Below are 13,705 nucleotides of genomic sequence, written 5' to 3' on the forward strand. Positions count from 1 at the left end.
ATATTTATATAAAGTCTTGCGAAAGGCAGTCCGCTATAAAAAAGAAATTGTGAACAATTCGCTTTCCTACTTGAATACAAAAATTTCTTTCAATATAATATATTTAGAAAATTTATTTAATAAAAATGAATGACTATTCATTCATTATAGGGGGAGTGTAAATGAATTTAACAGAGCAGCTCCATGAAACGGCAATCAAGATGGGCAGCAAGACTGCCTATTATTTTATGGATCAGTCCAGTACCTATGCGGAGCTTGATGGTGCTGTGACTAAATTTGCAGATGGGCTCTCAAAGCTGGGAGTGAAAAAAGGAGATCATATTGCTCTTTTACTCGGGAATTCACCGCATTTTGTCATTGGCCTGCATGGAGCACTGAGGGTTGGAGCAACTGTTATACCAATCAATCCAATCTATACACCGGATGAAATTGGCTACATTGTTAATAATGGTGACGTAAAAGCGGTTGTTACGCTTGACCTATTAGTGCCTTTGATTGAGAAGATGCATCAGGCTCTTCCAAAGGTGGAAAACTTTATTATTTGTGAAACCCCGCAGGGACAGGCTTCAAAGGCGGACCCAACTGCATTATCAGCTTTCTCAAAAATGAAATCGTTTACACGAGTAATAGCTTCAGGAGATTTAGATTTTAAAGGCCCTGAGCTCGAAGAAGATGAAACAGCCGTTATCCTATATACTTCAGGTACGACAGGCAAGCCAAAGGGTGCCATGCTGACACATAAAAACCTCTACAGCAATGCAAAGGATGTCAGCGACTATTTGCATATGAACGAAAAAGACCGGGTTATCACTACTTTGCCGATGTTTCATGTTTTCTGTTTAACGGTTGCTCTTAATGCACCGCTGATGAATGGGGCTACTATTTTAATAGATCCAAAATTCAGCCCGAAAGAAATATTTAGACTCGCTAAAACATATGAACCTACTGTTTTTGCCGGCGTACCGACCATGTACAATTTCCTTCTTCAGTTTGATGATGGCAATCCGGAAGATCTTAAATCGCTAAGGCTTTGCATTTCGGGCGGTGCTGCCATGCCTGTTGCACTTCTTCACGGCTTTGAAAAAAAATTCAATGTCATTGTTTCAGAAGGATATGGTCTTTCAGAGGCTTCACCGGTTACCTGCTTTAATCCGCTTGATAAGCCGCGCAAGGCAGGCTCAATCGGGCAATCTATTATGAATGTTGAGAATAAGGTCGTAAATGAACTGGGTGAGGAAGTTTCCGTTGGCGAAGTAGGTGAACTGACTGTACGCGGGCCCAACGTGATGAAGGGCTACTACAAGCTGCCCGAGGAAACCGCGGCCACTATTCGCGATGGCTGGCTTTATACAGGAGACCTCGCAAAACAGGATGAGGAAGGTTATTTTTATATTGTTGACCGTAAAAAGGACCTTATTTTAGTCGGCGGATATAATGTGTACCCGCGGGAGGTAGAAGAAGTGCTCTATAATCAAGAGGATGTAGTTGAAGTTGCTGTATTGGGCGTGCCTGACCCAAATCTGGGAGAAGCTGTGAGGTGCTATGTTGTATCTAAAAATCCTCAGCTGACAGAAGAGTTACTGCTTGAATACTGTGCTGAGCATTTGGCTAAATATAAAGTGCCGTCATCGATTGAGTTTTTAGAGGAGCTGCCAAAGAACACAACTGGTAAAATTTTGCGGAGAGCATTGAGGAATCAGGTATTACAGACTAAATAGGTTCTTATGGACAGGCATGGGATGTGTCTGTCCTTTTCTATTCCGATTTCAAAATGACTAATTTTGAAAGGGTTTTCACTAAATTTGTCGAATTATTAGATAGTACTTGAAAGAGGAGAGATACATATGAGTTCTATTGCAGTCGAAACAAAAGGCCATATTGCGGTCGTATCGATTAACCGCCCTGATGCATTGAATGCTTTTAATTTTGATACTTTATCGGAGCTTCAGGAATCAGTTGAGAAACTGCGAACCAGCCCTGATGTTCGTGCAGTGATTTTTACAGGGGCTGGAGAAAAAGCATTCAGTGTTGGTGCAGATTTAAAAGAGCGCAGAACACTATCTGAAGAGCAAGTCCGCAGAAATATATATAAAATAGGTGAGGTATTCTCACTGGTTGATCAGCTTCCGCAGCCTACTATTGCTGCCATTAACGGTTTTGCCTTCGGAGGCGGGATGGAGTTAGCCCTAGCCTGCGATTTCCGCATCGCTGTTTCAGGTACTTCAATGGGACTTACAGAAACAAGTTTAGCCATAATACCAGGAGCAGGCGGCACTCAAAGACTTCCAAGATTGATAGGCCAGGCCAAAGCCCTGGAATTAATTTTGACTGCGAAAAGGCTTACTTCTGAAGAAGCGCTTGAATACGGCATCCTTACAAAAGTGACTGAAAAAGATAATCTCTTAAATGATTGTTATGAATTTGCCGGACAAATGCTTAATAACGGGCCGCTTGCCCTGCAGCAGGCTAAATTTGCTGTAAAACAGGGCATGGGTGTTGATTTGCAGACTGGGCTGCAGATTGAAAGGAAGGCATATGAAGTCATTATCCCAACGGAAGATAGAGTTGAAGCTCTTGCGGCCTTTGCTGAAAAAAGAAAACCTGAGTTTAAAGGGAAATAAAATGAATAAGCTAGTATTGGGACACGGCATTATTTGGCTGTGTCTTTTCTATTAAAATAATAAATTTTTAGAAAATTATTAAAAAATATCTTGAATAGTGTGGCTAATAACTATATAATTTAGTGAATAAAAGCATAAAAGCGTAAAAGTAATGAAGTGGAAAGATAGAGATAAAAGGGGGATCATCTAGTATGTTAGAGAGATTAAAATCATTTAAAGGAATAGCTGCAGCAGGTCTTATGGGAACATTGCTGCTAAGCGGCTGCGGGAGTGAAAGTACAAATGGAGATGCAGGTTCTTCTGAGAAAGAAAAGGAAGAATCATTTAACATAGGAGTTACGCAGATTGTCGAGCATCCCTCGTTAGATGCGGCACTCGAGGGCTTTAAGAAGGCATTAGAGGATTCTGGTATTGAAGCAAGCTACGATGTCCAGATTGCACAAGGGGACCAGAATAATAATCAATCCATTGCCAACAATTTTGCTGGAGATGGAGTAGACCTGATCTTTGCCAACTCCACCCCCAGTGCATTAAGTGCACTGAATGCAACGAAGGATATACCAATTGTATTTACTTCAGTAACTGATCCAGTGGGTGCGCAATTAGTAAAATCAATGGATTCTCCTGAAGGAAATATAACAGGTACAACAGATACGCATCCTGATGCGATACCCAACATGGTTAAATTTATAGATGAACAGTTTGAGGCAGGCACAGTGGGTGTTATTTACAATTCTGGAGAACAAAATTCAGAGGTGCAGATTGAAAAGGTGAGGGAAGCTCTTTCAGGTACAGATATGAAATTGGCTGAAGCTACCGTATCCAATTCTTCTGAAGTGAAACAGGCTGCAGAATCGCTTGTCGGAAAAGCTGATGCCATCTATATTATTACGGATAATACTGTCGTTTCCGCTTTGGAATCCGTCATTCAGGTTTCAAACGACAATGACATCCCGCTTTTCGTGGGAGAGCTGGACTCTGTTAAACGCGGGGGCTTTGCTGCTTACGGATTTGACTATGAAGATATCGGATATGAAGCTGGGGAAATGGCTGCAAAAATTTTAAAAGACGGCAAGAAGCCATCCGAACTTCCTGTCCAATATCCGCAGAATCTAAAGCTGGTAATCAATAAAAAGGCTGCAGAAGAAATGGGCATTGACTTAAAAGAGGAATGGAGCGATCTTGCTGAGTTTGTGGAGTAATACCTTTAAATAACCACCAGCGCTTGCGCTTTTCTAATAGAAAGGGAGATTACTATGCCAACAGCGATCTTTGGTTCCATTGAGGCAGGAGCAATTTATGCCTTAATGGCATTAGGGGTTTACCTATCATTCAGAATACTGGATTTTCCCGATCTGACGGTGGATGGAAGCTTTGTAACGGGCGCATCTGTAGCGGCTGTCATGATAGTAGGAGGATACAATCCATTTTTGGCAACAATGACAGCTTTGCTTGCGGGGTTTGCAGCAGGCTGCCTTACAGGCCTTCTTCATACAAAAGGAAAAATTAATGCCCTTTTGTCCGGAATATTAATGATGATCGCATTATACTCTATCAATCTCCGGATTATGGGCAAGTCAAATGTTCCGCTGCTGTCTGAGGAAACGGCTATCACAAAGCTTACAGCATTCTGGCAGGAGCTTGGGATTGACCAGGCTATTCAAAGCCTGATTGGGGCATTAGGAATGGGTTTCATCCCAAAGACCTGGGGTATTCTGATTTTAATGTTAATACTAGCCTTTGCTGCGAAAGTATTGATTGATCTTTTCTTAAAGACAGATATTGGACTGGCTATACGTGCAACAGGCGACAATGAGACAATGATCCGAAGCTTTTCTGCTGATACAGATCTTCTGAAGATAGCTGGCTTGGGCATTTCAAATGCACTGGTTGCTTTTTCTGGAGCATTAGTGGCACAGTATAACGGATTCAGTGACGTCGGAATGGGAATCGGGATGATTATCATCGGACTTGCATCCGTAATCATTGGAGAAGCAATCTTTGGTGCAAAAACAATTGTACGAGCAACACTGGCTGTCATTGGAGGAGCCATTTTATATCGTATTATAGTCACTCTTGCATTGAGAGTTGAATTCCTTGAAACGGGAGATATGAAGCTAATCACAGCAGTAATCGTGATTGGTGCGCTTATTCTGCCAAAGCTTATTCAGCAGCAAAAAGAAAAGCAGAGAAAGCGGCGGAGATTAGCGGAAGCAAAAAAAACTAATGCTTACGGGAAAAGTGGTGAACATCTTGCTGCAATTAAATCAGATTCATAAAGTGTTTAATGAGGGAACTCCAGACGAAAAAACAGCACTACACAGAATCGATCTTCATTTAAAGCCAGGAGACTTCATGACGGTTATCGGCAGTAATGGAGCGGGAAAATCTACTCTTATGAATATGATTTCCGGCAAATTGATTCCTGATATAGGAGAAGTGCTGGTTGATGGCACTGATGTCACTCTTGTGAAAGAACATAAAAGATCCAGACTGATTGGACGTGTTTTCCAGGATCCGATGGCAGGAACAGCCCCTTCCATGACGATTGAAGAAAATCTTGCCATTGCTTATTCGAGAACTATGGCGCGTGGCCTTAGCAAAGGAGTTTCCAAGAAACGACGCGACTTTTTCCGGGAAAAGCTGGAAATGCTGCATCTTGGATTGGAAAACAGGCTTTCGGCAAAAGTCGGACTGTTGTCAGGCGGGGAAAGGCAGGCGTTATCCCTGTTGATGGCGACTTTCACAGAACCTAAAATATTGCTTTTAGACGAACATACCGCTGCCTTGGACCCAGCTCGTGCAGAATTGATTACCAGCCTTACGAAAGAGATTGTGGAAACATATAAACTTACCACATTAATGGTGACCCACAATATGCAGCAGGCACTTGACCTGGGAAATAGGCTGATCATGATGGATAAGGGCCAGATCATTTTTGAAACAAATGAAGACCAAAAGAAAGAGTTGACTGTCGAAAAACTGCTTGAAGAATTCCAAAAAATACGTGGAGAGAAAATGAGCAGCGATAAGGCTGTATTAATCTAAAGGGAGACCGGACAAAAGGCTTTTGGCTTTGTCCGGCTTGTTTGTTTTGGAAATATTCCAGTAAAAAAGCCTACCGCCCGCAGCGATATGCCAGCTTTTTCATGGATAATACATAACTGCCTGGCAGCGAATCAGTTCGTCTCCGATATTTTTATACGTATGCGCTTTATTTGCTGAGAATTTTATTGAATTGCCGGGGCGGACAGTGATTCGCTGGTCTCCGATTTCTATTTCAAGCGTTCCGGACATGACAGTGATATATTCTTCAACACCCTCATTATGTTTATCAGATGTATGCTGGCATCCCGGTTCAATTTCGACTGTGAAGATTTCGAATTTCTTGCGGGGGTCAAAAGGGAAAACGGGATAAACCCTGTAGCTGCCCATGCTCTCCATTATTGGAGTTAGAGTCTTCAATTCTATGAGCTGGACATCTGATGGTTCCTCGTGAATAAGTGAGGAAAATGAAACCTGAAGGCCGCTCGCGATTTTCCAAAGGGTGGTGACAGTCGGGTTGGATTCCCCCCGCTCAATCTGCCCCAGCATAGCCTTGCTGACCCCGGTTATTTCTGCCGCTGCATCCAGGCTGTAACCTCTTGTTTTTCGAATATTCCTCAGGTTTTCCCCAATGCTTTTTTGAATATTCTCCATTATATCCTCCAAGTTTATTGTGTAATATAACGCACAAATGTATAATATATTATATCAACGCGTCATTCTTCAATATTAAGTCTATTATAGTATAATTTTCAGGCCTGCTATTATATTTTTTAAGGCGGTGAGCATTATGGCAGAACTTGCAGTCGGCAAGCCTTCCGGGGAGTATAGGAAAGGGGTGCAGTCGGGAATCAGCATCGCGATAGGATATGCACCCATCGCTCTAACATTTGGGCTGCTCGCCAAAGCAACTGGTCTTTCAATTGGTGAAACAGCTTTAATGAGTTTGCTCGTATTTGCAGGTGCAGCACAGTACATATCCCTGAGCCTTCTTTCATTGGGAACGGGCATATTTGAAATTGTTTTGACAACTTTTATCGTGAATATCAGGCACTTCTTGATGTCAACCTCTCTTAATGAAACGTGGGATGATGAGCAGGCTGCTAACAAGGTAATTTTATCTTTTGGGATTACGGACGAAACTTTCTCAGTTGCAGCAGTACGTGAAGAAAAGGTAACAAGCGGTTATATGCTTGGGCTTATCTCGGTTTCCTATGCAAGCTGGGTCATTTGCTCGGGGCTTGGGCACCTAATTGGTGCGAGCCTTCCGCAAACCTTGCAGGAAAGCATGTCTGTTGCTCTTTATGCCATGTTTGTCGGCCTTCTCGTTCCGTCTATGAAAAAGAGTGCAAAAGTTGTATTTCTTGCGGCACTGGCAGCGTGTTTTAACACAATTTTCACTTTGACTAATACGCTATCGACTGGCTGGGCAATTGTACTGGCCACGCTTTTATCAGCTGTAATAGTAGAATGGATTGAAAATGTAAAAAACAGGCACAGGGGGCAGCGGCATGAGTAGCCATATCGTGTGGATGATTGTTGGGATGGCAGCAGTTACATATATCCCAAGGCTGCTGCCTTTCGTGCTTTTTAAGGGGAAGGAGCTTCCCGGGTTTGTTCAGGGGATATTAAAGAATGTGCCGTATGCGACATTAGGGGCACTCATTTTTCCAGGCATTCTGTTTATAAATGAGGATATTTGGTTTGGGCTGCTCGGGGCAGCTGCTGCTTTTCTGGCAGCCTTTTTAGGTGCAAATGTGATTGTTGTTGTATTAGGGTCGATTGCTGTGTTATCTGTATATTCTTTCTTATTTTAGAAAAGATTATTATTGATGTTCTTTAGCCGGTTCCTTCTAGAACCGGCTTTTTCAATAGAACTGCTGTAATAGGCTAATAACTTGGATTGTCCCATCAAAATAGTTCTAATTTCAGATTTTTATACTAAACTAAATATAGAAAGGTTGTACCATAAGGGGGGATCATATGGCGCGAAAATTAGGCTTTTACGGGGCGCTGGCCTTTTTCGTATACGGTTTATTTTTTTATTGGTATTTATTCTATTTTGCTGACAGCAGTTTGCCCTTTGAGTATGAAGGCTCTCGGGCAGATCCGGCTACTTTCCTGAACGGAAGGGAACTGATGCTCAGTGAGGAATATTCTAAAATAAGAAACCTGCTGTTTTTTATTTCTACACCTTTTGAATGGATTTTCTATCTATTCATTCTTTTATTTGGCTTATCCAAGGCTTTTAAGAAGTGGGCTGAGCAGACTGCACCTTATAAATTCCTGCAAACGGCGATCTATTTGATTTGGCTTTCTTTTTTCGCGTTTATTGCCACTATGCCATTAAGCTATATCAGCTTTTCACTTTCCAAAACGTATAATATCTCAACTCAGAGCTTCAGCGGATGGATGAAGGATGAGCTCATTGATTTTTGGATTAATTATGGAATGATGGTTCTCATTGTGTCTGTATTGTACTGGCTGATTAATAAGAGCAGGAAGAGATGGTGGCTTTATGCCTGGCTATTGTCTGTTCCATTTACCTTATTTATGATGTTCCTGCAGCCGGTTGTCATTGACCCTCTGTATAATGATTTCTATCCTTTGAAAAACAAGGAACTTGAAACGAAAATTCTTGATTTGGCAAGTCAGGCTAAAATACCTGCTGAACATGTCTTTGAAGTCGATATGGCAGAGAAAACAAATGCGCTGAATGCATATGTGACAGGTATCGGATCAAATTCAAGAATTGTTCTATGGGATACAACCCTGAATAAATTAACTGAAGATCAGATCCTGTTTATAATGGCACATGAAATGGCCCACTACGTGGAAAAGCATATATATATCGGAATTGGCGGTTACTTGCTGCTTTCCCTGCTGGGACTTTATTTGACAGCCAAATTAATGGAGAAAGCAGTCGATAAATGGGGAAGGGCGCTAAAAATTCCTGCGGTAAATGATATTAGGTCCCTGCCGCTGTTTTTGATGATTCTTTCGATGCTGCTCTTTATTTCAAGCCCTCTTTCCAATTTTGTTTCACGTTATCAGGAAACAAGGGCAGACCGCTATGCCATCGAAATGACGAAGGACTCAATAGCAGCAATAGAATCATTTCAGGAGCTGACACGTGCCGGTTTAAGCCAGGTTAATCCGCCTCTTCTCGTAAAAATATTCAGGTATGGACATCCCACCATGCTGGAGCGTATTTCCATGCTTGAAGAATTTGAAATGGAACAGAGGCAAAATGAAAGGAAGCAGGCGGCAGACTGATTTGACAAAAATATGAGAAAAAAGCAGGCCATGTGGCTTGCTTTTTTATATTTCATTCTTATAAATATGTATGCGGCCTTCAATAACATTCTGAATTTCATTATAAAAATAAATGCCTGCATCATCATCAATTCCATAACCAGCCGCGACATTGGTTTTCCCGGCTGCCCTCTTTAAATTTTCCCCTTCATTCCATTTAGTGTAATGGACACTTATGACACAATCCCTGATTAACCCGATACCTTTTAGAAATAGATGCTGTTTTTCAGGTGTATCAATAGGGGGAATTATGCAATGCTCCGGAATGATTAGGGCACCTGCCGAAAAACCTGCTACCGGTATACCGTTCATATACATTTTGCCAATGTATTCTCCCACTTTAGTATCCACAATAAAACTTCTGTATTTTTCCGTTTCACCGCCTCCAATGATGATGCCGGAACAGGACACCAACTCTTGAAAAAAAGATTCTGATGGTGCAGGGGAAAGCGGAAGATAACAGAAATTCCTTGCGCCATTTTGAGTTAAGGCAGCAGTATACTTATTCATATAGCCTTCCCAGCCTTCCCTTTCCAAAAAGAGTATAGCTATTTTGCCAGTAGCTCCGGAAGCCAGCTCTGTAAACTTTTTTCCAAGCCTTTGTCCGAATGGAGGGCTTCCGCCCATTAAAAATAAATGCCTGCTGTCCATAAATTTTCTCCTGCCTTATAAAAATAAAATACCCCGCCAATTGGCGGGGGCAAACTGGTTTACTAAGTGCCAAAACGTTTGGAAAGTTCTTTGTACTTCTTTGATAAATGCATAAATGACGGTTTATTTCTTTCATCAATCGCTGCGTCTATTTTATTCATCAGCTTTTCTTTTTCGGTATTCAGCAGAATCTCGGAAACAAGCATATCAATATAAAGATCAAGAACAAAAGAATCCTTATGGTTTTTCCGTTTCATCCCATTGGTTTTCATCAATTCGGTGTATGATTTTTCCTTCATGGAAATCACCCCTGAGCTTTTTAATATTATATGGAATTGCCTCTAAATATTCAACTAAGTTTTTTAAATTTTTAGAAAATATTTTCGGGATGCCGAAATTGTGAACAAATTAGAAACTATTAAATAAATTAGTAATTTTTAGATAAATTGGTGTTAATATGGAAAAGCGAGAGCGAAATAGAAAAGGAGATGAAAATTTATGAGCCATAATACCCAAATGATTGAAGAGTATGAAGTCAATCCAAATACAATGATTATCAAACCCCTCGCTTATGGGCTGAAAGTTTATTCGCAAATCTGGGAGCTTGATGATGAGGTTACTTCCCCTTTTAAGCCAATCGATATAATTAAAAGCAGCTGCAGATATTTTGGATCAAGCTATGAAGGCAGAAAAGAGGGTACACGCCAATTAACCGGCATTACCCATAAAGCTCCAATAACGATCGACCCCACAAATTTCATTTATTTTTTCCCGACGGCTTCTCCAAACAATCCTGAATGCATCTGGATTGCATTGGATCATATCAATTATTTTAAGCGAGCGGAAAACGCACATACTGAAGTGGTTTTCAAGAATAAGCAAAGCTTCATCATTCCAGTATCTTATACTACTCTTAATAATCAGGTGCTCAGAACAGCTTTACTAAAAACGACATTGATAAGGAGGATAGAGGATTCAGAGAGAAAGGCACTGTACTTTTTGAATGGTTCCAAAATAATGAATGCTTCGGAGAGAACTGGAGCCTACCAATAGAGAAGGGAAAGGATAAATAAGAAGCATGCGGAATTTCATGCTTCTGTTTTCCGTGTGTATATTACATTATTAGCTGCAGGCTTTTCTTATTACAAATATTAATTTGCCTTCAGATTTTTTCCTGGTCCAGGTATAGGTTTTTTAATAAGATAATATGTCATCAGCTCCTGGACTTTATTGCGGATGCGGGGGTTAAAGTAATTATGGTGCTCCTCATATCCTTTGTAAAGGAACATGAACATAGTAAATGCCTCATCTCTCTTTATTTCCTGGACCTTAAGCTGGTGTTTATTCATATAGCGTTTTACCTCAGAGAGTTCACTTTGAATGACCTTCATTGTTTCTTCAACCAAATCAAGATAAGGCTGTTTTAGTTTAAATGGGCTTTTATTAATGACGATGGAGTCGCGATTTAAAATGGTTAGCACCATTGGCAAATAAATAGCCTGTTCCATGATATTACGGTCTTCCTCAGGAATTCTGGTCATGTTTTTTCTGCTCCCTTAATCAATAGTATCCTGTCAGCATTACAGAACAAGTGTTCTTGTTTAATTTTACAAAGGAATGTTTTTTCTTGCAAGAGCCTATATTTGTCGAAACGCTGTTATTCTTCATCATTTCCAATAATTAAAAAAAGTTTCAGCCAGCAGCTTATTGAGAAGGGATTTTATTTCTGATGTCGAAATAAGTAGAACAGCACAGTTAGGAAGGATGGAATAAATGACGCAAAAAAATACAATTAAACCGGAAGACCTTTATCTGTTAAAATCAGTAGCTGATCCGCAGCTATCCTTGAATGGAAATGACTTAGCTTTTGTTGAGACCAGAATGCTTGATGAGGAAAATACATATAGTTCAAATATTTTTTACTTAAACACCATTGAAGGCAATATGCCGGTTCAGTGGACTTACGGCAAACACCGTAATCATTCACCCCGCTGGTCTCCTGATGGGGAGTCAATCGCATTTGTATCCGACAGAGACGGAAAATCACAGATTTATGTGATGAGCAAAGCAGGCGGAGAAGCCAGACAGCTGACACACTGTGCAAATGGCGCTTCAAATCCTGTTTGGTCACCTGATGGGAAGAAGATTGTTTTCAATCTTTCAGTAAAACCTGGGGAAGATGCAGAAACAAAGGAAAATCAGGAAAAACAGGCAGACAAGCCCGTTCCGCTTGAAATTGAAAAAATGAAGCACAAAACAGACGCCCAGGGTTTTTGGAGCGGAAGGTACAGCCAGGTTGCATTAATAGATATTGAATCTGGCGGGATGGAGCAACTGACATCCGGAGAACACGACTACCAATTGCAGGACTGGTCACCTGATGGAAAATGGATTGCTGTTACGGCAGATTTAAGTGAAGACAAAGATTTCTCATTTCTAAGCGATGTCTACATCATCCATCTTGAAACAAAAGACATGAAAAGGATTACAAATGGAAAAGGTTATTTTGGAAGCGCCACATGGTCGCCGGATGGAAAATACATAGGATTGTTCGGGCATGAAAGGGAATATGAAAATGCTACGCATACAAAGGTCTGGGTGTATAATCTCGAATTTGGGAATCTGCAGTGCCTGACTGCAGAATCAGATATATTGGCTGGTGATTATGCCATCGGAGATTTTCAGCAGGGTGCAGTAACACCGGGAATTCTATGGGCAGAGGACAGCAGAAGCTTTTATTTCCTGGCAACTGATCATGGCAATACAGTTGTTTATTATGGCTCTTTAGATGGGGAGTTATATCCTGCGCTGCTGGATCAGCAGCATGTATATGGATTGACAACAGGAGGAAGTATGAATAAAGCTGTTGTAGCCATTAGCAAGCCGTCATATCCAGGGGATTTATTTTTGCTTGATGTCCCATCAGGGGAATTAAAACAGCTGACAAAAGTGAATGAAGAGTTCCTGAACGGAGTTGAGCTGGCAGATGCGGAGCCAATTCAGTTTAAATCTTCGGATAATTGGGAACTGCATGGCTGGATCATGAAACCAGCCAATCTGAAAGAGGGCGAAAAAGCACCGCTTGTGCTCGAAATACATGGCGGCCCTCATGCCATGTATGCCAATTCATATTTCCACGAATTTCAATGTCTCGCAGCAAAAGGCTATGCGGTCTTATTTATCAATCCACGAGGAAGCCATGGATATGGCCAGCATTTTGTAGACGCTGTAAGAGGAGATTACGGGGGCAAGGATTATGAAGATATTATGGATGCAGTCAATTATGCGCTTGAAAACTTCGATTTTATCGATAAAGACCGGCTTGGCGTAACGGGAGGAAGCTATGGCGGGTTTATGACCAACTGGATTATTGGACACACCAGCCGCTTCAAGGCAGCAGTCACTCAGCGATCCATCTCCAACTGGATCAGCTTTTATGGAGTTAGTGATATCGGCTACTATTTTACTGATTGGCAAATCAAGAGTGATTTGAATGATATAGAAAAGCTTTGGAAACATTCGCCGCTTGCTTATGTGGATGATATGAATACACCGCTGCTGATTCTGCACAGCGAAAAAGATTATCGCTGTCCAATTGAGCAGGCAGAGCAATTATTCATAGCCTTAAAGCATCGGAAGAAAACAGCAAAATTTGTGCGGTTCCCTGAAGCCAACCATGAGCTTTCCAGAAGCGGAAAACCGAATTTAAGAATCAGCCGCCTGAATTACATTGCCGGCTGGTTTGATGAATATCTCTAAAATGTTACCGCAGGCCTTCGGGTTTGCGGTTTATTTGATAATATCAGAATTTATATCTTTGTACTTCAAGAGCTGTCTAGCTCCAGTACCCCCTCGAGGTCACATGCCGATCCTCCCAAAAGGCAAAGAACACCTGCCAGGAAGGCCGTCTTGTGCTTGTCGGGGGTGGCGAGGCGCTTCCTCTTTTCTAATAAAGCTGTAAAGTAACATCAAAATTGCCGATATAACATAAAATCAGTTTTCATTCAGCGTACAGAAACTATTTAAAATAAATTGCAACGAAACCAATTCATCTGCAAAGTATAAGGGTATAC

General features: G+C 41.2%; 14 protein-coding genes. 10 read left to right on the forward strand and 4 right to left on the reverse strand.

The window, feature by feature from the left end; translation table 11 throughout:
• Positions 1-161: 161 nt before the first annotated feature.
• From ACR42H_RS07080 to ACR42H_RS07100, 5 genes are all read left to right on the forward strand, one after another.
• A complete protein-coding gene (locus ACR42H_RS07080) occupies positions 162-1,718 on the forward strand; it encodes a fatty acid--CoA ligase family protein (RefSeq protein ID WP_113883416.1) in 1,557 nt (518 codons plus the stop codon).
• 126 nt (positions 1,719-1,844) lie between these two features.
• Positions 1,845-2,621: an enoyl-CoA hydratase-related protein gene (locus tag ACR42H_RS07085; protein ID WP_113883415.1), complete on the forward strand. Its 777-nt coding sequence runs from the start codon at positions 1,845-1,847 to the stop codon at positions 2,619-2,621.
• A 191-nt stretch (positions 2,622-2,812) separates the two neighbouring features.
• A complete protein-coding gene (locus ACR42H_RS07090; protein WP_436375271.1) occupies positions 2,813-3,823 on the forward strand; it encodes an ABC transporter substrate-binding protein in 1,011 nt (336 codons plus the stop codon).
• Positions 3,824-3,877: 54 nt separating this feature from the next.
• Positions 3,878-4,900: an ABC transporter permease gene (locus tag ACR42H_RS07095; RefSeq protein WP_113883413.1), complete on the forward strand. Its 1,023-nt coding sequence runs from the start codon at positions 3,878-3,880 to the stop codon at positions 4,898-4,900.
• Positions 4,875-5,669: an ABC transporter ATP-binding protein gene (locus ACR42H_RS07100; RefSeq protein WP_113883412.1), complete on the forward strand. Its 795-nt coding sequence runs from the start codon at positions 4,875-4,877 to the stop codon at positions 5,667-5,669. Before ACR42H_RS07095 ends, ACR42H_RS07100 begins: the two co-directional genes overlap by 26 nt.
• Before the next feature lie 99 nt (positions 5,670-5,768).
• On the opposite strand, the gene ACR42H_RS07105 is transcribed toward ACR42H_RS07100, so the two are convergent.
• Positions 5,769-6,320: a helix-turn-helix domain-containing protein gene (locus ACR42H_RS07105; protein WP_113883411.1), complete on the reverse strand. Its 552-nt coding sequence runs from the start codon at positions 6,318-6,320 to the stop codon at positions 5,769-5,771.
• Positions 6,321-6,456: 136 nt separating this feature from the next.
• On the opposite strand from ACR42H_RS07105, the gene ACR42H_RS07110 reads away from it, so the two are divergent.
• From ACR42H_RS07110 to ACR42H_RS07120, 3 genes are all read left to right on the forward strand, one after another.
• Positions 6,457-7,185: an AzlC family ABC transporter permease gene (locus ACR42H_RS07110; RefSeq protein WP_436375273.1), complete on the forward strand. Its 729-nt coding sequence runs from the start codon at positions 6,457-6,459 to the stop codon at positions 7,183-7,185.
• The gene (locus tag ACR42H_RS07115) at positions 7,178-7,483 is read left to right on the forward strand and encodes an AzlD domain-containing protein (RefSeq protein WP_009331384.1); all 306 of its coding nucleotides are present in this window, start codon (positions 7,178-7,180) and stop codon (positions 7,481-7,483) included. The genes ACR42H_RS07110 and ACR42H_RS07115 overlap by 8 nt, the downstream gene beginning before the upstream one ends.
• 166 nt (positions 7,484-7,649) lie before the next feature.
• Positions 7,650-8,942, forward strand: a complete 1,293-nt coding sequence (locus ACR42H_RS07120; RefSeq protein ID WP_436375276.1) for a M48 family metallopeptidase — start codon at positions 7,650-7,652, stop codon at positions 8,940-8,942.
• A gap of 45 nt (positions 8,943-8,987) precedes the next feature.
• On the opposite strand, the gene ACR42H_RS07125 is transcribed toward ACR42H_RS07120, so the two are convergent.
• Together ACR42H_RS07125 and ACR42H_RS07130 are read right to left on the reverse strand one after the other, a co-directional pair.
• Positions 8,988-9,632 carry a Type 1 glutamine amidotransferase-like domain-containing protein gene (locus ACR42H_RS07125; RefSeq protein ID WP_113883408.1) on the reverse strand — a complete coding sequence of 215 codons (645 nt, stop codon included), beginning with the start codon at positions 9,630-9,632 and terminating at the stop codon, positions 8,988-8,990.
• Positions 9,633-9,694: 62 nt separating this feature from the next.
• Positions 9,695-9,931 (reverse strand): IDEAL domain-containing protein, encoded by a 237-nt coding sequence (locus ACR42H_RS07130; RefSeq protein WP_113883407.1) that lies wholly within the window; start codon positions 9,929-9,931, stop codon positions 9,695-9,697.
• Between the two features lie 199 nt (positions 9,932-10,130).
• Between ACR42H_RS07130 and ACR42H_RS07135 the strand changes: the two genes are divergently transcribed.
• Positions 10,131-10,685 carry a competence protein ComK gene (locus ACR42H_RS07135; RefSeq protein ID WP_436375278.1) on the forward strand — a complete coding sequence of 185 codons (555 nt, stop codon included), beginning with the start codon at positions 10,131-10,133 and terminating at the stop codon, positions 10,683-10,685.
• Positions 10,686-10,783: 98 nt separating this feature from the next.
• Here ACR42H_RS07135 and ACR42H_RS07140 read toward each other — a convergent pair whose 3' ends face one another.
• Positions 10,784-11,173 (reverse strand): hypothetical protein, encoded by a 390-nt coding sequence (locus ACR42H_RS07140; protein ID WP_113883405.1) that lies wholly within the window; start codon positions 11,171-11,173, stop codon positions 10,784-10,786.
• A gap of 232 nt (positions 11,174-11,405) precedes the next feature.
• Between ACR42H_RS07140 and ACR42H_RS07145 the strand changes: the two genes are divergently transcribed.
• The gene (locus ACR42H_RS07145) at positions 11,406-13,391 is read left to right on the forward strand and encodes a S9 family peptidase (protein ID WP_436375280.1); all 1,986 of its coding nucleotides are present in this window, start codon (positions 11,406-11,408) and stop codon (positions 13,389-13,391) included.
• The last annotated feature ends 314 nt before the right edge of the window (positions 13,392-13,705 follow it).

Source organism: Cytobacillus sp. BC1816 (assembly GCF_051353635.1).
GTDB classification, from domain to species: domain Bacteria; phylum Bacillota; class Bacilli; order Bacillales; family Cytobacillaceae; genus Cytobacillus; species Cytobacillus oceanisediminis_C.